Here is a 19,261-nt window from a genome sequence, read left to right as displayed (position 1 = left end):
AAAATAGAAAGCATCAAAACTTGTGTTTTTAGACATTCTAAAATATAATAGATTTATTGATATTGCCATAAATATAAGTTAAAGTGAGGATGAGTAGTATATGCTGGTTATATTATCAGGAAGTTCCGGGGTAGGAAAGAACACTATTATAAATAGGATTTTAGAAGATATGGATAATGTAGAGCTTATGCCAACAATGACCACTAGAGAAAAAAGGCCCGGTGAAGAGACAGGCAAACCTTATATCTTCGTTTCAAAGGAAGAGTTTGAGCGGATGATAGAGGGGGATGAACTTGTTGAGCACCAGATAGTTCATGGCTTTTACTATGGAACGTCCAAAAAAATAATAAATGAAAAATTCAAGGGCAATAAAATTCTCATTAAGGATATAGATGTGGACGGCACTCAGAATCTGGTTAAAAGAATAAATAATGTTGTAACCATTTACCTAAAGCCCAAGTCAAAGGAGCAGCTTATTGAAAGGCTGAAGGGTAGGGGCGAAGAGCGTATTGAAGTCCGGCTTGCACGTTTCGAGCATGAAGAAGCAATGGCCGATACATATAAATACATCTTAATTAATGATCAGCTGGAAGAAACTGTTGAAAGAATTAAGGATATTATCATAAAGGAATATAACGAGTCTCTTAAGGGTTAATATATCAAAAAGCACTGAGTATTAAAAATATTCAGTGCTTTTAATCATGCTTTATTGAAAAGATCTTTCAGCCTGCTTACAAATGTTGAACTGGAGTTTTCGCGTACAGGCAGGAAGGGTTTTTCAGCTCCTTGATTCTCAGTTCCGGGAACTCCAGGGAACGGATTTATTACCTTTTCGTTCTGGTTTTTGTCAATAACCTTGACTTTGCGTGGCTCACCCAGCTCTACATCAACTACGGATTCAATACATTCCGCAACATCTGATTCTGGGTATGTAATTAAAAATGATGATTGATTCTTCACCGATTTACTGACCAAAATGCTTTCGGGTATGTACCCAAGTGAAGAAAATGTACAATTGGGGAATCTGCCTATTACACCCGAGATCCTTTTTGTAACGGATTCGCCTTCCTGGGGCGATTCGCATTTGTTTACAACAAGCTTAAGGTTCAAGCAGTGATGCCTTGATATCAAAACCTTAAGAATTGAAAAAGTATCTGATATTGCATGAGGCTCAGGTGTTGTTACAAGTATTGTCTCATGTGTGTATATAACCAGGTCGTTTAAAACTGGGGAAAGGCCGGCACTTGTGTCTATTAAGATATAATCAAAATCTTTTTCAAGGGCTGTGAGACCTTCGGTTATTTTTTGTATTTGCTGGGGAGATAAGTTTGAAAGCTCAAAAAGCCCGTTGCCCCCAGGGATCACCTTTATATCACCTGGACCGTCAATTATAACTTCCTCAAGTGTTTTTGCACCCCTTATAACATCTGTCAGGTTATAAACCGGGGACAATTTCAGTAGTACATCTATATTAGCCATTCCCAAATCTGCATCAAGAAGTACAACTTTTTTATTTCTTTTTGCCAATGATATGGCAAAATTAATAGCAAAGCAGGATTTTCCAGTACCACCTTTACCGCTTGTTATAGTTACAAACTTGCATGCCTTTTTCATCATTGCGTTTGATCCTATTGTTGTGTTAATTGCGTTTGTCAAGTCTTGAGGCAAGCTAATAAAGAGAGAGTTATTTTCAGGATTTTTACCAACAACCTTTGAATTAAATTGTATTAAACCATAGGGAGTATTTGTTTTAAGGCTCAAATTATAGCCTGTAGGTATAGTCGAAAATACTCCGCTTTTACTAGGCTGCGTGATTTCAAGGTAGTTCTGATCCATTGACAGGAGTTTGCTTTCATAGATGTCACAAACATTACCTGAATTTGTAGTTATTTCAACAAGCTGTCCGGGTAAAAATTTGATGTTATCCATAATACCTCTCTTAATCCTATAGATAGAAATAAATATATGATAATTATTATCTTATTAATATACTAATTTTATATTATGGTATAATTAATGTCAATTGTGCCATAAAAATTAATAAATACTCATGTAATAGTTTATCACTTTAAATATATTCAAAAAATAATTGAATATTACTTGGGAATGACTAAAATTCAATATAACAATATATGCTATATATAGGGACGAATATGAAGCTATATATATGGGAAATAGGATTTATAAACCTTTCGCAAAATAATTAAATGTTATATAATTGACTTTGCCATCCGAATATATATTTATATTCAGATAAAAGTGCCGGTAATCACTTTTATGCTATAAAGCTTGATATTTTAGTTTGTCAAATGTAATATATTTATGAGCCAAAGCGGTAAAACTCAGGAATAATACATCAGGAGGATTATATGGAAAATCTAAAAATTTTATTTGCTTCTTCCGAAGTAGTACCTTTTGCAAAAACCGGAGGTCTTGCAGATGTAGCAGGTTCGCTGCCAAAAGCAATAAAAGCAGTTGGAGCGGATATCAGGGTAGTTATGCCAAAGTATAAATGCATTCCCCAAAAGTATACCGAAAAGATGGAACTAGTCAGCAGCTTTTATGTAAATATAGTTTGGCGAAGGCAGCTTTGCGGTGTTTATATGCTCGAGATGGATGGTGTTATTTATTACTTTATAGAGAATGATTTTTATTTCAACAGAGACGGACTATACGGCTATTTTGATCAGGCTGAGCAGTTCACTTTCTTTAACAGAGCTTTTTTGGAAATGCTGCCCCATATAAATTTTCAGCCTGATGTAGTACACTTCAATGACTGGCAGACAGGGATAGGCAGTCTTTTATTGGAGTCCGATTATAAAGAACTTAAGTTTTACAAGGATATGAAGTCCTTGTTTACAATACATAATATCAAATATCAGGGCATATTCCCCAAAGAAATAATGGACAGCGTGTTAGGTCTAAGTTGGGAGTATTTCCATTTGAACGGCTTGGAGAACAACGACCAGGTCAATTTTATGAAGGCGGGTATAGCATATTCCAATATCATAAACACGGTTAGCAAAACCTATGCAGACGAGATAAAGTATGACTTTTTCGGGGAAGGGCTCAATGGAATAATAAACAGGCGTTCTGATGATGTATACGGTATATTGAATGGAATAGATTATGACCACAATAATCCTTCTACCGATAAAAGACTGTATGTTAATTACAGCACGAGAAGCATAAACGGAAAATACGAAAATAAAAAAATGCTGCAGGAAGAGCTAAAGCTTCCGGTAAAAGATGTGCCATTAATAGGGATAATTTCAAGGCTTGTTGATCAGAAGGGATTTGATTTGATTGACTGCGTTATTATGGAAATTCTTCAGATGGACATACAATTGGTTGTATTGGGTACCGGTGAATACAGGTATGAAAACATGTTCAGGTGGGCCAGTGAGGTTTTCCCCGATAAGGTATCTGCCAACATTAAATATGATGATGTACTGGCACAAAGGATTTATGCCGGATCTGACATGTTTCTCATGCCATCCCTGTTTGAGCCCTGCGGATTAAGTCAGATGTTCAGCATGAGGTACGGAACTATACCGCTTGTTAGAGAAACAGGCGGTCTCAATGATACCGTAAGGCCATATAACGAGTTTACCGGTGAAGGCAACGGCTTTACGTTTTCCAACTACAATGCACATGATATGTTGCACACCATAAGAAGAGCCGTTGAGTTTTATAATAACAAGCCAACATGGGAAATGCTGGTGAAGAGGGTTATGAAAGAGGATTTCAGATGGGAAAAGTCTGCATCTGAATATATAGAATTATACCAGAAAGCAATAGCTAAAGAATTTTAAGATTAAGGGGATTTATGGTGGAATTTAATGCACCTGTATTAAATGAGATTAAAAGGTATATCTCTTCCGGTCCGCTTCCTTTTCATATGCCGGGGCATAAAATGGGAAAAGGGTTTAAAAAGGGTCATTTTGACCAAATTGCAGCAATGGATTTGACAGAGATTCCATTGCTTGATAACCTGCACTTTCCGGAAGGAATAATAAAGGAAGCTCTAGAACTGGCCGCTACGGCTTTCGGTGCAGATAAAACCTTTTTTCTTGTTAATGGCTCTACATCCGGTATCCATGCTATTATAAGAACTATATGCAATCCGGGTGACAAACTAATAGTAAGTCGAGATTGCCATAAGTCGGTAATAGGCGGGATGATGCTTGCAGGAGTGGAGCCTTATTATATTACTCCCGATTTTGACCGGGAATTTGGCGTTCCTGGCACCATATCACCGGAAAAGGTTTGTGAGGCCTTTGAAAAAAATCATGATTGTGCAGGTATATTATTAACAAGACCCAACTATTACGGAATCTGTTCCGATTTGAAGTCCATTGCTGAAATTGCGGCATCATATGGGAAGGTTTTAGCTGTGGATGAGGCCCATGGTGCACACCTTAAGTTTAGCAGCAAGCTTCCCCGGTGTGCCATGGACCTTGGTGCCGATATATGTGTTCAAAGTGCTCACAAAACCCTTCCTGCGTTTACGCAAGGGGCATATCTTCATGTAAAATCACAAAAAATTGATATGGAAAAGCTGAAATATATTTTGGGTATGCTTCAAACTACAAGTCCTTCATACGTGATAATGTCATCACTTGACTATTCAAGAGCCATTATGGAAACAGAGGGTGAGGCTCTTTTTGAAAACCTTCTTTATAATATAAAGTGGTTCATAAACTCTTTAAAATTCTTTAATGAGTTTACTGTTTTGTCTGAGGTCAAAACTGGAAGCATACAGACCGACAAGACCAGACTGGTTATAAACGTAAGCAGGACAGGGCTTACTGGATTTGAGGTTGAAAGGTTATTAAGATTTGATTATAATATACAGGTTGAAATGTCCGATATGGGCAATATTGTGTGCATAACAACTGTTTCCGATACCAGGGATGATTTTGAAAGGCTTTATCTGGCACTTCAAGATATCAGGAACAGAGTTGTTAGGGAAGGAAAAATATCCGATATTAATATAGATACATGTTTTAGGATTTATGATATTTCGGAGCAAGTGATACCGTTAAAAGAGGCGTTTAACTCAAGGTCAAAAATTGTAGAGCTTAATTCTGCTGCAGGCATGATTGCAAAAGGCACAATAACTCCTTATCCGCCAGGCATACCGGCTGTTTGTCCCGGTGAACGTATTAGCCGTGATGTTATCGAAGCCTTATTAAGCTTGCGTGAGCAGGGAGGAAACGTTAACGGTATCGGAAAACACAATGAAATAGAAGTTATTGATTTCTAATTACTATATAAATGTATGTTGTTGGAGGGTGTCATGGGCAGAGGGTATTTTATTACAGTTGAGGGCACTGATGGGTCTGGAAAGACTACACAGATTAAGTTGATAGAGGAGTATCTAAAGAGCAAGAATAAATCGGTGGTGCTTACAAGGGAGCCTGGAGGGACCAATATAGGTGAAAAAATAAGAGATATATTGCTGGACTCTCAGAACTCTGAAATGGGGATAATCACCGAAATGCTTTTGTATGCGTCTGCTCGTTCCCAGTTGGTGTCGGAGGTTATAAGGCCTGCAATAGAAAAAGGCAAGGTTGTCATCTGCGACAGGTTTGTTGATTCCAGCTATGTTTACCAGGGATTTGGAAGGGGCATTGATCTTAAGATTATTACAGATGTAAACAGAATAGCTCTTGATGGATTGGTGCCGGATATTACATTGTTTTTTGACATTGATCCGGCGGATGCATTGAAAAGAAGAATCAATTCAACGGGACTGGATAGGATTGAAAAGGAAAAAATGAATTTTCATAAAAGAGTATATAATGGATACAAAAAGCTGGCGATGCTCTATCCTGATAGAATTAATTGCATAGACAGTGACAGGAGTATAGAAGAAATATTCAACGAAGTTAAAAACTGCTTGGACGAACTAATGAATTTATAAACTTTGGTTTGGAGTGATTCAGAATGAAGGTTCGGAATTTTGGAGAAAATACTGCCAATATTAGTGAACCCCGAAGTCGTGAAGACAGAAAGGTTTCAGAGTCAAGAAGCGGTACTTTTCAGACAAAGCTTGCCCAGGCTGAGACCAGCAATTTTGATGAGCGTGTAAGGAACATGCTGAACAAAATAGTTGAACAGGGTGAGAAGCTATCAAAGAAAATAGATATCAGAGACTTTAAAGTTTATAAGACCATGATTTCTGAGTTTTTGGACGAGATAGTAAATAACTCTCATAAATTTTCCAAGAAGAGCTTTTTGGATAGACGTGGAAGGCATAAGGTTTATGCTGTCATAAAGAGGATTAATGAAGAGCTGGATTTGCTTGCCAAAGAGTTTCTTAAAGACGAAAAAGACAACATTCAGATCCTCCAAAGGCTTGATGATATAAGAGGACTGATTCTGGATATAACCATGTAAGAAAGGCTAAAATGCCGGGAAGAAACAAAATCACGGAGTGATTTTGCAATATTGGACATTGGACAAAGGGGTGTATAGCTATATTTAACGGTCTTATTGGGCAGGGTGAGATAAAAGGGATTCTTGAAAATTCAATAAAAGGCAATAAGGTATCTCATGCTTATGTCTTTACTGGTCCAAGAGGAATAGGTAAGAAGAGTTTTGCAAAGATTTTTTCAGGTATGCTTTTATGTGAAAAGCAATCGGGAGATATGAGATGTGGTCAGTGTTTTGCGTGCAAAACATTTGACAATAATACTAATCCTGATTTTCATATAATTGATGCAGGAGAAGGCAGCATTGGTGTAGATGAGATAAGAAAGATTCAGAGTGAAGTTATAATAAAACCGCTTTATTCCTCCAGAAAGGTATACCTTATTATTGAGGCGGACAAGATGACTGTACAGGCACAGAATTGCCTGTTAAAGACACTTGAGGAACCGCCTTCATATGCGGTTATAATTCTGACTGCGTCCAATTATGAAGCTCTTATGGAAACCATTCGTTCAAGAGTCTCGAGAATTCCGTTCAAAAAGTACAATAATGAAGAATTAAGGGCTATTTTGGATTTATGGATGGACAAGCCTGTTAATAACATGGATTTTGTGCTTTCCTTTTCAGACGGTATTGCCGGAAATGCTTTGGATATTGCGGGATCAGAAGAATTTGTCCGGATTAGGGAAGAGTCTATAAATGTGATTTTAAAATTGAGCACTAAAAAAGCCGACGATATTTTTAATGCCGCTAAATTTTTTGAAGAAAATAAAAGTGATATAGATACCATATTGGATATAATGCAGACGTTTTACAGGGATTTACTTATATACAAAAAGACCAAAAATGAAAAAATGTTGATTAATTCCGATAAAAAGGGTATCATATTAAATAATATTGCAAAATTCACTGTGGGGAAGCTCGGTGACAATATTGAGCTTATTGAGAATACCAAGAGAATTTTGCAGCAGAATGCTAATTTTCAGCTTTCAATAGAAGTAATGCTTATGAAACTTCAGGAGGAGTAATATAGATGGTAAAGGTGGTTGGGGTTAGGTTTAAAAGTGCAGGAAAGATTTATTTCTTTGATCCCGGTGATTTGGAAATAGAAGTTAACACAAATGTTATTGTGGAAACGGCAAGAGGTGTGGAGTTCGGGCTTGTAGTTATTCCCATAAGGGAAGTGGCTGAGGAAGAGATTGTTGCCCCGTTAAAGCCGGTAATCAGAATTGCAACCGAAGAGGACAAAAAGCACTCTGATGATAATAAAAAGAAGGAAGATGACGCATTCAATATTTGCTTGAAAAAAATAAAAGACCACAATCTTGATATGAAATTAATTGATGTAGAGTATACATTTGATAATAACAAAGTATTGTTTTACTTTACTGCCGACGGCAGAGTGGACTTCAGGGAGCTGGTTAAAGACCTTGCATCAGTCTTCAAAACAAGGATTGAACTAAGACAGATTGGAGTCAGGGATGAAGCTAAAATGCTTGGCGGTATAGGCGTATGCGGACGTGTTTTATGCTGTAATTCATATCTTGGCGAGTTTCAGCCTGTTTCCATAAAGATGGCGAAAGAGCAGTGCCTTTCTTTGAACCCTACAAAAATATCCGGTACATGCGGAAGGCTCATGTGTTGTTTGAAGTATGAGCAGGATGCATATGAAGAAATCCTTTCAAGGGTTCCAAGAGTCGGTGCAATTGTCAGTACTCCTGGCGGCCAGGGAACTGTTATGGAGATAAGCCTACTTAAAGAGCTTGTAAAGGTAAAAATGGATAAGGGCAATGAGACGGATTTGCAGATTTATAAGGCTGATGAGGTAAAGGTAATCAAGGACGTAGCCAAAGAGGAAGACTCCGATATAAATATAGAAGAGCTAAAGAGTTTGGAAGATTAGGAAAAAATAAAAAAAAGAGTTTCCTTTAATGAGCATTGGTGGTAAAATAGTAAAGTCGATAATATATTAAAAGTGTTATGGATGTGTATCACTTTTAATAAAGCAATTTGTAGCGTAAGTATTTGCTGTTTGTGAAAATTATCAAGGAGGTGTTTTTTGATGGCATATTTTATTGAAGAATCATGTATTAGCTGTGGAGCTTGTGAATCAGAATGCCCTGTTTCCTGTATAGCTGCTGGGGATAAAGCATATGTTATAGATGCAGATGCATGTATTTCATGTGGTGCTTGTGCAAATGTTTGCCCTGTTGATGCACCAAAGGAACAGTAATTGAATTTTAGATAGGGTCGGGCGGAGATTATGAAATCTTTGCCCGACTTTATTAATGTGGTGAAAAATTATGGTGTGCTCTAAAAGAGGTATGGGTAAGCGGTGGATATAATAATAAACGAAAATGAGGTCATGGACGATCTTCAGTTTAAAGGCCTTAAAATAATTCAAAAAAAAGATGGATTCAAGTTTGGTGTCGATGCAGTTATTTTGAGCCATTTCTTGAGTGTAAAAAAGAATGATGATGTCATTGATTTAGGAACAGGGACAGGCATAATACCCATTTTGCTGGCAGGAAAGACTGAAGCCAAATCAATAACGGGACTTGAAATTCAGTCTGATATGGCGGAAATGGCAGCCCGGAGTGTTTCGCTTAACTGTCAGTGTAACAGGGTTAAGATTGTTTGTGCTGATATCAAGGAAAGTGTAGAACGTTTCGGCAGTTCAAGGTTTAACTGTGTTGTTACAAATCCTCCATATATGAGTATTGGCAGAGGGCTAGTGAACCCCTCTGATACGAAGTCAATTGCCAGACATGAGATTTTATGTACTTTAGAGGATATAATAAGGGTTAGCTCAAGGCTTCTTGTTCCAGGGGGGCAATTTGCCATGGTTCACAGGCCGCAGCGGTTGGTTGATATATTATTCCTCATGAGGCAATATAAAATAGAGCCCAAGTTTTTAAGGTTTGTTCATCCTTCTCCCTATAAGCGTGCCAACCTTGTGCTTGTGAAGGGTTTTAGAGGCGGCAACCCTGAACTTAAAATGATGGAACCGTTATATGTTTATGACGAGAGCGGTAAGTTTTCAAAGGAGATAGACGAGATATATCAAAGAGGAGAATTATAAATTGAGTGAAAAGGGAATTCTGTATCTTGTTGCAACACCAATAGGCAATCTTGAAGATATAACATTAAGGGCAATAAATGTTTTAAAGCAGGTGGACATTATTGCCGCAGAGGATACGCGGCAGACATTGAAGCTATTAAACCACCTGGAAATAAAAAAGCCTTTGGTAAGCTATTATGAGCATAATAAAACAGTTAAAGGCAATTATCTCATTGAACAGCTTTTAGATGGAAAGGAAATAGCCCTGGTTTCTGACGCGGGAACACCAGCAATTTCAGACCCGGGAGAGGACCTGGTTAAACTGGCCATCAAAAACAATATTAATATAACTTCCATTCCGGGGCCGGTAGCTGCTATAGCAGGTATAACGGCATCAGGCCTTAAGTGCGGCCGCTTTGTTTTTGAGGGGTTTCTCCCCATGAATAAAAAGGTCAGAAAGGACAGGTTGAACCAGCTTAAGGGCGAAGTGAGAACAATGGTATTTTATGAAGCTCCTCATAAACTAATCTATACCCTGAAGGATTTGTATGAAACCCTGGGCGATAGAAGGATTGTACTTGCAAGAGAGCTTACCAAAAAGTTTGAGGAGTATTTACGCCTAAGCCTTAAGGAAGCATTGAATTATTATGATGAGAAATCGCCTAAAGGTGAATACGTCCTAATGGTTGAAGGAGCTAACGAAGAGGAAATAGAAGAGGAACGGAACGAAAAATGGAGCAGTGTTAGTCTTGAAGAACATATAAATATGTATATGGATGAAGGTATGACAAAAAAGGAGGCAATATCTAAAGTAGCCGCCGATCGAGGTCTTAGCAAAAGAGATGTATACAATAGTTGTATGATAAAATAGCTATTTGATTAAATAAAAATAAAAAAGATAAAAAATAGAAATGAAAAAGGACTGTATTTAAACAGCCCTTAATTATAAGTGTTATTATTTCTTTAATTCTCTCATACAGTCGGGACAAATGTTTTTGCCCTTGTATACTGAAACATCTTTAGCATTTCCACAGAATATGCAAGCTGGTTCGTATTTCTTGAGTATGATTGTCTGACCATCTACGTATATTTCTAAAGCATCCTTTTCTGCGATGTCAAGTGTTCTTCTTAATTCGATTGGAAGTACAACCCTTCCTAACTCATCAACTTTTCTAACAATTCCAGTAGATTTCATTTTTTTTCCTCCTCTAAAATTACAGTATTCGACAAACTTTGCATTTTTATAGTAGCATAAATTCCAGCTAACGTCAACAATAAATTTTAAAAAATTCTAAAAAATGTTTGTTTAGGTTTTAGTAAAATAATGGGAAAAACCCAAAACGCAGTTGTATGAACTATAGCTTACATGTATAAATCTTGGTTGATTTTTATCCTGATAACTGAGTACAATTAGCTTCTAAAAAAAGAAAAAATTAACTGGTAAGGATAAATAAAAAACCGCGACAGGATTCGACAAAGATTGCGATTTTTAATTATAAAAATCACTTCAAGAAATTGTTATAATTGTAAAGTGGACGATACAATAATGGTTTATAATAACCACTTTTAAACATTTGTTATATATTATAAAAAAGTAAAACATATACGGTATTTACCCTTCATATAAATAAGTATATATTTTCAGTCATTTATATATAGATTACGAACAGAAATAACTTTGCAGTTCGATGTCTATATCAAGAGGAAATCCATGCTTAATTATATCTGGATGGGAATGCTGTTAATAGGTTTTGTTATTGGTGGATTAAACGGCAGGCTTGAAGAGGTTACTCAAGCAGCATTTAATTCATCAAAATCAGCCGTCGAGCTTTCGATAGGCCTCCTTGGCATATTATGTCTGTGGACGGGTTTAATGGGTGTTGCAGAGAAAAGCGGACTGTTAAATAAGATAGCTTATCTGGTATCACCCCTTATTAGACTGTTGTTCCCTCAAATACCTAAAAAAAGTCCGGCTATAGGAGCAATAGTAATGAATATGGCTGCTAACTTTTTAGGTTTGGGTAATGCTGCTACGCCATTAGGACTAAAAGCTATGAATGAGCTTCAAAAGCATAACACCTCAAAGGAAACAGCTTCTGATTCCATGGTTATGTTCCTTATACTAAATGCATCGGCTATCCAATTAGTGCCTGCAACAATTATAGCTCTAAGATCTTCGGCGGGATCAACCAATCCTGCAGAGGTAATTATACCGATATGGGTAGCATCTGCTTCAGCTGCAGTGACGGGGATAATTGCCGTTAAGGTATTGGGAAACCTAAAAAGAAACCGTTAGGGAGTTGAGGAATCATTCTTAAGGATATTTCAAATCTAACTGTACCCCTTATTTTTGCAGTTATATTAATTGCAGGAGCTATTAAAAATGTAAAGGTATATGATGTTTTTGTTGAAAATGCAAAGGAAGGTATAAGTACAATAATAAGAATTATGCCATCTCTTATCGGTCTCATGGTGGCAATAGGTGTTTTCAGAGCATCAGGGGCTTTGGATCTTTTAATATATGCGACCAAGCCGTTGGCTTTCATAATGGGAATTCCGTCTGAGGTTTTGCCCCTTGCATTTTTAAGGCCTATTTCCGGAAGTGCCTCCCTGGCTCTGGTATCGGATATAATGAAGAGCTTTGGTGCTGACTCCTATATAGGAAGAGTAGTCTCAACAATGATGGGATCAACGGAGACAATATTTTATACATTGACTGTTTATTACGGTTCTGTAGGTATAAAGAACATAAGACATACACTGGCAGCTGCCCTAATTGCAGAATGCGTCAGTGTGTTGGTGTCAGTGTGGGTGTGTGCATATATGTTCGGTACATAAACTTATACTTTATAAAAGGAGTGTTTATGGATAATTATAGTATTGCAGTTTTCAAAAACGATAATTTACAAGAAGAAAAAAGCATAAAAAATGCTTTTCTAAAAATGATTAAAAAGTTTAGAGGACATGATAAACCCAATTGGTTTCAAAAAGTGGAACTATGCGATGGCTTGATAATTAATTTAATAAAGATACCATACAGCATAGAAAAATATAGGAGCCTGAATTTAAAAAAAAGAGAAAAGGTCTTAAGGGGTGCCATGGAAATTGGCTGTGCCAATGGTGTAAAATATTCTATTCTGCCCTTTGCATCAGAAGGAGATATGGGAGGAGAAAACTTTTATAAAAGAACTTATAGCGGACAAATTTTGTATAGAGCATTATTGACAAGTATCATAAATAAGATTTGTACAACAAAAAAATTGGATGCAAGTTCTATAGATATTACTATTATACATGGTAATGATAAAAGGGAATTAATGAGTGTTGTAAAACTATTATCAAGCTTTATTAAGTTTATCACGATAATAACAAGGGACGAATGTATAAAAAAGGATACTGAAGAGATTTATTATGAAACTGGTACATCCATAGTTGTATCGGGAGATTACAGCAATGCACTAAAGCGGTCTGATATAGTAATCAATATGGGGGACATAGAGGAATTTAAATGTTTTCTAAGGGAAAAGTCCATAATTTTAAATTATGGAAGGACAGCGGACGTTTATAAAAAGGTATGGGTTATTAACGATATTAAAGTATCACTGCCGCCATCTATTACATCGAATTTGGATGAAAGTTTATTGGAGATGTATAAGGTTAATGAGCTTGCTGAAATATTTATACTATCTAAAGCAGGGCTCATTAACATTGGGGATGGGGAAAAATGTGATTTGGATTTTATTAATAAGGTAGAATCGGTATTTAAAAAGGATGGCTATACACTGGAAGGGTTTGAGTGAAGTTAAAGCGGTGTTTGCCTAATTATGAAGCATGCACCAAAACTGTAATTCTTGACAATAGATATTTTGTATTTTATAATGGTGAAAAATAATTAAATGCCGTGCAGTTTTTGTACATGCAGTTTAATTTTTATATTTAATTCTAATCGGTCACTTTTTGTTTAATTAAGAGCCTTGAGACAGTGTTGAAACAAATGTGTATCAGAATAGCACTAAATGAAACGTATTGTTTCTTTAGAAGGTTAGGTGCGTAAGAATAAATTAGTTAGAATTGCATATATTATCAACACAAATTTTAATAAAAGGAGAACTTCAAATGACCAGCAAAGAAGTTGTTTTGACTTATGAAGGGTTAAAAAAGTTAGAGGAAGAATTGGAATATTTGAAAGGCATTAAAAGAAGAGAAATTGCTGAAAGAATAAAGCAAGCACTCTCCTTTGGAGATATTTCTGAGAACTCTGAGTATGATGAAGCTAAAAACGAGCAAGCCCATATTGAGGGAAGAATTGTTCAAATAGAAACCATGTTAAAACATGCCAAGGTAATTGATGAAGATGAAGTAAGCACTGAGGTAGTAAGCTTGGGATCTAAGGTCAGACTTCTTGACATTGAATTCAATGAAGAGGTTGAGTATTATATAGTTGGTTCAACAGAAGCAGATCCGTCAAAGTTTAAAATATCAAATGAATCTCCTGTAGGTAGTGCCCTTATAGGGAAGAAAATCGGTGAATCTGTTGATGTTGTCGTGCCTGATGGAATTATTAACTTTAAAATTCTTGAGATTCACAAATAACTTGTAATGATGCCTATATTTATATATAATAGACGAGGATAACAGTTTACATATCGTGTAAGCTGTTATTTTGTTGAAAAATTCGGGTTTACATTTAGTTTTTTAGGAGGATAAAGATGTCTGAAAACATTGAACAAAATAATGAGTTGCAGGATTTAAACGAACTACTTAGGGTTAGAAGGGCTAAATTGGCAGAATTGCAGAATAACGATAAGGACCCTTTTAAGATTGTCAAATTTGATGTTAATTGTTCCGCTAAATATATATTGGATAACTTTGAGGAAATGGAAGGAAAATCGGTTACCCTAGCAGGCAGAATTATGTCTAAAAGAGGCATGGGTAAGGCTGGTTTCTGTAATCTCCAGGATAGGGACGGAAAAATTCAGCTATATGTACGTGTTGATGGAATCGGTGAGGAAAGCTATAGTGAATTTAAGAAGTTTGATATTGGAGATATAGTTGGAGTTAGTGGTGAAGTATTTAAAACTAACTCGGGAGAAATTTCCATTAAGGTAAAAGAAATAACTCTTTTGACCAAGTCTTTGCAGCCTCTGCCTGAGAAGTGGCATGGACTTAAGGATATGGATTTAAGGTACAGACAAAGATATGTGGACCTCATTGTAAATCCTGAGGTCAGAAATACATTCATGGTAAGAAGCAAGATAATAAAAGCGGTTAGAGAGTTTCTCGATAACAGAGGCTTTCTAGAAGTTGACACACCACTTCTTAATACTATACCTGGTGGGGCATCAGCAAAGCCTTTTATCACACATCACAATACCCTTGATATTGACCTGTACTTAAGAATAGCTCCTGAACTCTATTTAAAAAGACTTATAGTAGGCGGTCTTGAAAAGGTATATGAGATGGGAAGGATGTTCAGGAATGAAGGCATGTCGGTAAAACATAATCCTGAGTTTACATTGATGGAAGTATATGAGGCGTATAATGACTATAAGGGTATGATGGAATTGACTGAAAACCTTATCTCCTCAGTGGCGGAAAAGGTTCTTGGCACTACGAAGATAAGTTATCAGGGACAGGAAATTGACCTTGCACCGCCATGGAACAGAATGACTATGGTAGAGGCGGTGAAAAAGCACACCGGCATAGATTTTGACCAGGTTGGAAGCGATGAGGAAGCAAGACAAATTGCAAAAGACAAAAAGGTTCACATAAATGGAAGTCTAACAAAGGGCGAAATTCTTAACCTGATGTTTGAAGAATTTGTCGAAGAACACCTTATACAACCAACATTTATCATGGACTATCCTGTTGAGGTTTCACCTCTCACAAAGAGGAAGCCGGACAGGCCTGAGCTGACAGAAAGGTTTGAGCTGTTTATAACCGGCAGGGAAATGGCTAATGCATATTCAGAGTTAAATGATCCTTTAGATCAAAGGGATAGATTTGTAAGTCAGGTGAAGAAGAGGGAAGCTGGCGACGAGGAAGCAAACATGATGGATGAAGATTTCCTTACTGCATTGGAATACGGTATGCCGCCAACAGGCGGTCTGGGTATTGGGATAGACAGGCTTATTATGCTTCTTACCGACTCCTATTCAATAAGAGATATATTGTTGTTCCCTACAATGAAGCCCCGTGATTAAAATATCCATTACTGAAGTATGGCTGGAGGAAAGTTAGATGGCTGAACAAAGGGATTCTTATGAAGTGTTGGGATTAAAAAAAGAAGCAGGTAAAGATGATATAATAAAAAGATACAACTTGCTGATGAAGAAGTATAAGGGCGATAAAAACATTAAATCTGATGAAGATAGAAAACGCAGTATAGAAGAGATTGAGGCGGCATATAATTTACTTATGGGATACGACTTTGATTCGTTGGCAGGAGGTAAATTGTCAGAGGAGGCTAAAAAGCCCCCTAATCCTATCTTGAAAAAGATTAACGTGGATGAAAAGAAGTTGGGAAATGTTATATATTACTATAAAATACCTGTAATTATCGGTATAATAGTTTTAGTAAGTGTGTTTTTACTTATAAAATCCATAGTTACTAATGTAGAGCCGGACCTTATAATAAAGCTAGTAGGACTTTATCCCAGCCAGGGTGTTGAAACGTTGGAAGACAAGATTGAGGCCGGTATTTCAGGCACAAAAGAAGTACAAATAGACCCAATTGTATTTTGGGATAAAGCTAATCCTGCAGTGGAATCTTCTATGGAAATGAAGTTTGTTACAATGTCGGGAACCGGGAAAGTAGATGCATATTTTCTTGACAAAGAACGTTTTGACAAGTTGATGGCTATGACCAACAGAGTGCAGGAGTTGGATCATATTGTCAAGAAATATGAAAATAAAATTGATGCTAAAAATATTTATAAAGTGAAGTTGAAAAATAAAGATACTGAACATGTATATGGTATTGGCGTTGAAAAGAGCAGTTTGTTTAAAGGAACTGGATTGGAAAATTTCAAAATTATACTTTCCGTTGGAGTAGATGGAGATAATGATGAAAATACAATGAAGCTTATTGATTTACTGTTAAAATAACAGAACAAAAACCGGTTGATTAATGACCGGTTTTTGTGTAATATTTAATATAAAATGATCCGGGAGTGATAAAGATGGCAGAAGAATTAGGTTATAGGGAAGAACGGAATGAAAGTTCTGTAGACATATATCTGGCAGGTGAGTTGGACATATATTCGTCTGAGGGCTTCAAGGAGAAGCTGTATAATACTGCAGACAATGCTGATGTTGACTTAAAAATACATTGTGATAACCTAAAGTACATAGACAGTACTGGTCTAGGTATTTTCGTGGGAGCTCTTAAAAGAGTTAAAGCGAAAAATAAGAATATATTTCTTGTTAATCTTAAAGATAATTTAAAAAAGTTGTTTATAATAACAGGGCTTGATAAGGTATTTATAATAGAGGAGTGACGAAATGGATAATTTTGATATCATAGAGCTTAAGTTTCCGTTAAAAGCTGAGTATGTCGGTATTGTAAGGTTGACAGCCTCAGGCATATCAAACAGGATAGGTTTTGATATTGACTCTATTGAAGATATAAAGATCGCAATAGCAGAGGTTTGTAACAAGCTAATTACTGTAGAAGGATCCAAACAGGAGCTTGTTAAAATAATTTTCAGGATTGAGAAGGACAGGTTAACTGTTATCTTTGATTCTGATGATGAATCACTTAAGTGTATATTTACCGGAAGCGATAATGAGTTTGGACTTTCGATAATAAATGCCCTAATGGATGAGGTAGAGCTGTGTTCAGACAGTTATATATTGTCTATATCAAAAGTGATTGAAGGGAAAAGTTGAAATGGTTGATATGAATGATAATATAGATGTTTCATTAAGCCAGGCAGATAATGATGAGATTTTCGTACTATACAGGAACAATCCCAGTGTTTCTAATAGAAACACCATTGTTAATCGGTTCATGTACCTTGCGGAGATAATCTCCAAAAAATTTGTCAATAGAGGCGTTGATTACGAGGATATTTATCAGGTAGCTTGTATAGCACTTATCAAAGCTGTTGAACGCTTTAGTCCGGATAAGGGAGTAAAGTTTGTAAGCTTTGCAACACCTACAATTATAGGGGAAATAAAAAGATATTTCAGGGACAAGGGGTCGGTAATCAGGATCCCCAGAAGAATTTATGAAGTTTATCAAAAGGTCAATCTGGCTAGGGATACACTGACTCAGGAGTTAAACAGAAGTCCTAGAGTAGATGAAATAGCAAAGTACCTTAATATTGACGAGGAAACAGTACTCGAAATAATTGAATCCTGGAATGCATACAACATGCAGTCCTTCGACCAAAATGCATTTTCAGATGATGATTTAGAGCTGCATGAGACTATCGGAGAAGAAGATCATACATTTGAAAGGATTGAAAATCTGGACTTTTTGGGAAAAAGCTTGGATAGTTTTAATGATGCTGAAAAAGAATTTATAAAGATGCGTTATTTCAGTAACAAAACTCAAAAGGAGATTGCAGAAAAGTTTTCGGTATCACAAATGTATATTTCCCGAATGGAAAGAAAAATACTTGATAAATTTCGCAAAATATTGTCGAAATAGAATAATTCAAAATTAATATATAAAGGATTAAGTATGTTATTTGCTTATAGCTAAAACACTTCAGACGATTTTTTATCTGAGGTGTTTTTGGCTGTAAAACAAATGTAGCGTCAAGAGTTTAGCCATTTGTTTCGGTGGGTAATATATTTATATATCATATATTTAAGGCGGGGGTACTTTGAAAACGAAAAGGTTCTATAATGTTAAAATTGCCAGTAACATTGGAAATATCAGAAATGTAGTTAATGAGATAATTAACAGGATAAATGGGCTATGTGGTGTTGACGATAGATTTGTTTATGACACCAAAGTGATATTGAATGAGTTGATTATTAATGCAATAAAGCATGGCAATAATTGTATCAATGAAAAAAGCGTAAAAGTATCTGCGGCACTAATAAACGATCAATACCTCCTATTTTCAATACAGGACGAAGGGGAAGGCTATTGCCGGGACACCTCAATTTCAGAAAATGAACCTGACGGACTTAACAATTGCTGCTCTTTATTAGAAGGCGGCAGAGGAATAATAATTGTAAAATGCCTTTGCGATAAGCTTAAATTTAATAGAAAGGGCAATCGTGTGCTTGTGCTTAAGAGGATTAATTCATAATTATATGAAAAGTTATTGATCTTTCGCTTTTTATATAGTTATGGATACTTAGAATTTTAGCGAAAAATGCAAAATTAAAGAGTATTTAATAGAAATTTAGTTATAATTCAGTTCAATAAGCATATTTAGCATATAGATAATATTGAAAGATATATATAGTTGGTGGTATATTAATAAAGCTGTCGCTCACGAGTTGACAAAAAGAAAAGCGAAATAAAAATAAAAAAAGTGTTGACAGCAAAAAAACATTATGGTAATATATAAAAGCTGCTTCACATGAAGCAATGGACTTTGAAAAGTAAACAGTGTAAAAAGACGAAAGAAACTCGTTAATTTTAAGATGAAGCTTTTGTAAGCTAAATCAAATTTGAGTAACTTGCGAACTTTATAAAAAGCTAGTAAGTAATTTAAGAGCTAATTAAATTTTCAAATATTAATTTGAGAGTTTGATCCTGGCTCAGGACGAACGCTGGCGGCGTGCCTAACACATGCA

Annotated in this window: 22 protein-coding genes and 1 rRNA gene; 21 read left to right on the top strand and 2 right to left on the bottom strand. The window is 36.1% G+C overall.

Annotation, left to right across the window (positions count from 1 at the left end):
• The first annotated feature begins 100 nt into the window (after window positions 1-100).
• Window positions 101-655, top strand: coding sequence for a guanylate kinase (gene gmk, locus VIO64_RS01015; protein ID WP_331914335.1), 555 nt, complete (start codon window positions 101-103; stop codon window positions 653-655).
• Window positions 656-699: 44 nt separating this feature from the next.
• Here gmk and VIO64_RS01010 read toward each other — a convergent pair whose 3' ends face one another.
• Window positions 700-1,929, bottom strand: coding sequence for an AAA family ATPase (locus VIO64_RS01010; protein WP_331914333.1), 1,230 nt, complete (start codon window positions 1,927-1,929; stop codon window positions 700-702).
• 440 nt (window positions 1,930-2,369) lie between these two features.
• On the opposite strand from VIO64_RS01010, the gene glgA reads away from it, so the two are divergent.
• The 9 genes from glgA to rsmI all read left to right on the top strand — a co-directional run bounded on the left by glgA (window position 2,370) and on the right by rsmI (window position 10,370).
• On the top strand, window positions 2,370-3,815 hold the full coding sequence (gene glgA, locus VIO64_RS01005; protein ID WP_331914331.1) for a glycogen synthase GlgA: 1,446 nt from the start codon (window positions 2,370-2,372) through the stop codon (window positions 3,813-3,815).
• Between the two features lie 14 nt (window positions 3,816-3,829).
• Complete coding sequence (locus VIO64_RS01000; protein WP_331914329.1) at window positions 3,830-5,269, top strand: aminotransferase class I/II-fold pyridoxal phosphate-dependent enzyme; 1,440 nt, start codon at window positions 3,830-3,832, stop codon at window positions 5,267-5,269.
• Window positions 5,270-5,302: 33 nt separating this feature from the next.
• A complete protein-coding gene (gene tmk, locus VIO64_RS00995; RefSeq protein WP_331914327.1) occupies window positions 5,303-5,929 on the top strand; it encodes a dTMP kinase in 627 nt (208 codons plus the stop codon).
• A 23-nt stretch (window positions 5,930-5,952) separates the two neighbouring features.
• On the top strand, window positions 5,953-6,405 hold the full coding sequence (locus tag VIO64_RS00990; RefSeq protein WP_331914325.1) for a YaaR family protein: 453 nt from the start codon (window positions 5,953-5,955) through the stop codon (window positions 6,403-6,405).
• A 50-nt stretch (window positions 6,406-6,455) separates the two neighbouring features.
• Entirely contained in the window at window positions 6,456-7,466 is a 1,011-nt protein-coding gene (locus tag VIO64_RS00985) for an ATP-binding protein (RefSeq protein WP_331914438.1), read from the top strand.
• Between the two features lie 5 nt (window positions 7,467-7,471).
• On the top strand, window positions 7,472-8,341 hold the full coding sequence (locus VIO64_RS00980; protein WP_331914323.1) for a stage 0 sporulation family protein: 870 nt from the start codon (window positions 7,472-7,474) through the stop codon (window positions 8,339-8,341).
• A gap of 159 nt (window positions 8,342-8,500) precedes the next feature.
• Window positions 8,501-8,671, top strand: a complete 171-nt coding sequence (locus VIO64_RS00975) for a DUF362 domain-containing protein (protein WP_331914321.1) — start codon at window positions 8,501-8,503, stop codon at window positions 8,669-8,671.
• 132 nt (window positions 8,672-8,803) lie between these two features.
• A complete protein-coding gene (locus tag VIO64_RS00970) occupies window positions 8,804-9,520 on the top strand; it encodes a tRNA1(Val) (adenine(37)-N6)-methyltransferase (RefSeq protein WP_331914436.1) in 717 nt (238 codons plus the stop codon).
• A gap of 1 nt (window position 9,521) precedes the next feature.
• Entirely contained in the window at window positions 9,522-10,370 is an 849-nt protein-coding gene (gene rsmI / locus VIO64_RS00965; protein WP_331914319.1) for a 16S rRNA (cytidine(1402)-2'-O)-methyltransferase, read from the top strand.
• 84 nt (window positions 10,371-10,454) lie between these two features.
• On the opposite strand, the gene VIO64_RS00960 is transcribed toward rsmI, so the two are convergent.
• Window positions 10,455-10,694, bottom strand: a complete 240-nt coding sequence (locus VIO64_RS00960; protein WP_036945675.1) for an AbrB/MazE/SpoVT family DNA-binding domain-containing protein — start codon at window positions 10,692-10,694, stop codon at window positions 10,455-10,457.
• Between the two features lie 516 nt (window positions 10,695-11,210).
• On the opposite strand from VIO64_RS00960, the gene VIO64_RS00955 reads away from it, so the two are divergent.
• The 11 genes from VIO64_RS00955 to VIO64_RS00905 all read left to right on the top strand — a co-directional run.
• On the top strand, window positions 11,211-11,795 hold the full coding sequence (locus VIO64_RS00955; protein WP_331914311.1) for a nucleoside recognition domain-containing protein: 585 nt from the start codon (window positions 11,211-11,213) through the stop codon (window positions 11,793-11,795).
• An 11-nt stretch (window positions 11,796-11,806) separates the two neighbouring features.
• Window positions 11,807-12,337, top strand: coding sequence for a spore maturation protein (locus VIO64_RS00950; RefSeq protein WP_331914434.1), 531 nt, complete (start codon window positions 11,807-11,809; stop codon window positions 12,335-12,337).
• A 26-nt stretch (window positions 12,338-12,363) separates the two neighbouring features.
• Window positions 12,364-13,299, top strand: coding sequence for a hypothetical protein (locus VIO64_RS00945; protein ID WP_331914309.1), 936 nt, complete (start codon window positions 12,364-12,366; stop codon window positions 13,297-13,299).
• A 316-nt stretch (window positions 13,300-13,615) separates the two neighbouring features.
• Window positions 13,616-14,092: a transcription elongation factor GreA gene (greA, locus tag VIO64_RS00940; protein ID WP_331914307.1), complete on the top strand. Its 477-nt coding sequence runs from the start codon at window positions 13,616-13,618 to the stop codon at window positions 14,090-14,092.
• Window positions 14,093-14,208: 116 nt separating this feature from the next.
• Entirely contained in the window at window positions 14,209-15,702 is a 1,494-nt protein-coding gene (gene lysS / locus VIO64_RS00935; protein WP_331914305.1) for a lysine--tRNA ligase, read from the top strand.
• 37 nt (window positions 15,703-15,739) lie between these two features.
• Complete coding sequence (locus VIO64_RS00930) at window positions 15,740-16,606, top strand: DnaJ domain-containing protein (protein ID WP_331914303.1); 867 nt, start codon at window positions 15,740-15,742, stop codon at window positions 16,604-16,606.
• A 74-nt stretch (window positions 16,607-16,680) separates the two neighbouring features.
• Window positions 16,681-16,998: an STAS domain-containing protein gene (locus VIO64_RS00925; RefSeq protein ID WP_331914301.1), complete on the top strand. Its 318-nt coding sequence runs from the start codon at window positions 16,681-16,683 to the stop codon at window positions 16,996-16,998.
• 4 nt (window positions 16,999-17,002) lie between these two features.
• Window positions 17,003-17,389, top strand: coding sequence for an ATP-binding protein (locus tag VIO64_RS00920; RefSeq protein ID WP_331914300.1), 387 nt, complete (start codon window positions 17,003-17,005; stop codon window positions 17,387-17,389).
• Between the two features lie 10 nt (window positions 17,390-17,399).
• On the top strand, window positions 17,400-18,155 hold the full coding sequence (locus VIO64_RS00915) for a SigB/SigF/SigG family RNA polymerase sigma factor (RefSeq protein ID WP_331914432.1): 756 nt from the start codon (window positions 17,400-17,402) through the stop codon (window positions 18,153-18,155).
• Between the two features lie 178 nt (window positions 18,156-18,333).
• Window positions 18,334-18,768, top strand: a complete 435-nt coding sequence (locus VIO64_RS00910) for an ATP-binding protein (protein ID WP_331914298.1) — start codon at window positions 18,334-18,336, stop codon at window positions 18,766-18,768.
• 434 nt (window positions 18,769-19,202) lie between these two features.
• Window positions 19,203-19,261 (top strand): 16S ribosomal RNA (locus VIO64_RS00905); the annotation flags it as partial.

The organism is Pseudobacteroides sp. (genome assembly GCF_036567765.1).
Lineage (GTDB): Bacteria > Bacillota > Clostridia > Acetivibrionales > DSM-2933 > Pseudobacteroides.
Note: the sequence above shows the minus strand (reverse complement) of the source record. Positions and strands in the feature narration are given on the sequence as shown.

Excerpts from the sequence above, each read along its gene's own strand:
- lysS (WP_331914305.1), top strand. The coding sequence starts at position 14,209 with ATGTCTGAAAACATTGAACAAAATAATGAGTTGCAGGATTTAAACGAA.
- greA (WP_331914307.1), top strand. The coding sequence starts at position 13,616 with ATGACCAGCAAAGAAGTTGTTTTGACTTATGAAGGGTTAAAAAAGTTA.
- VIO64_RS00980 (WP_331914323.1), top strand. The coding sequence starts at position 7,472 with ATGGTAAAGGTGGTTGGGGTTAGGTTTAAAAGTGCAGGAAAGATTTAT.
- VIO64_RS00930 (WP_331914303.1), top strand. The coding sequence starts at position 15,740 with ATGGCTGAACAAAGGGATTCTTATGAAGTGTTGGGATTAAAAAAAGAA.
- VIO64_RS01000 (WP_331914329.1), top strand. The coding sequence starts at position 3,830 with ATGGTGGAATTTAATGCACCTGTATTAAATGAGATTAAAAGGTATATC.
- VIO64_RS00975 (WP_331914321.1), top strand. The coding sequence starts at position 8,501 with ATGGCATATTTTATTGAAGAATCATGTATTAGCTGTGGAGCTTGTGAA.
- VIO64_RS00915 (WP_331914432.1), top strand. The coding sequence starts at position 17,400 with ATGAATGATAATATAGATGTTTCATTAAGCCAGGCAGATAATGATGAG.
- VIO64_RS00970 (WP_331914436.1), top strand. The coding sequence starts at position 8,804 with ATGGACGATCTTCAGTTTAAAGGCCTTAAAATAATTCAAAAAAAAGAT.
- glgA (WP_331914331.1), top strand. The coding sequence starts at position 2,370 with ATGGAAAATCTAAAAATTTTATTTGCTTCTTCCGAAGTAGTACCTTTT.
- VIO64_RS00945 (WP_331914309.1), top strand. The coding sequence starts at position 12,364 with ATGGATAATTATAGTATTGCAGTTTTCAAAAACGATAATTTACAAGAA.
- VIO64_RS01010 (WP_331914333.1), bottom strand. The coding sequence starts at position 1,929 with ATGGATAACATCAAATTTTTACCCGGACAGCTTGTTGAAATAACTACA.
- VIO64_RS00955 (WP_331914311.1), top strand. The coding sequence starts at position 11,211 with ATGCTTAATTATATCTGGATGGGAATGCTGTTAATAGGTTTTGTTATT.
- VIO64_RS00925 (WP_331914301.1), top strand. The coding sequence starts at position 16,681 with ATGGCAGAAGAATTAGGTTATAGGGAAGAACGGAATGAAAGTTCTGTA.
- VIO64_RS00990 (WP_331914325.1), top strand. The coding sequence starts at position 5,953 with ATGAAGGTTCGGAATTTTGGAGAAAATACTGCCAATATTAGTGAACCC.
- VIO64_RS00920 (WP_331914300.1), top strand. The coding sequence starts at position 17,003 with ATGGATAATTTTGATATCATAGAGCTTAAGTTTCCGTTAAAAGCTGAG.
- tmk (WP_331914327.1), top strand. The coding sequence starts at position 5,303 with ATGGGCAGAGGGTATTTTATTACAGTTGAGGGCACTGATGGGTCTGGA.
- VIO64_RS00960 (WP_036945675.1), bottom strand. The coding sequence starts at position 10,694 with ATGAAATCTACTGGAATTGTTAGAAAAGTTGATGAGTTAGGAAGGGTT.
- gmk (WP_331914335.1), top strand. The coding sequence starts at position 101 with ATGCTGGTTATATTATCAGGAAGTTCCGGGGTAGGAAAGAACACTATT.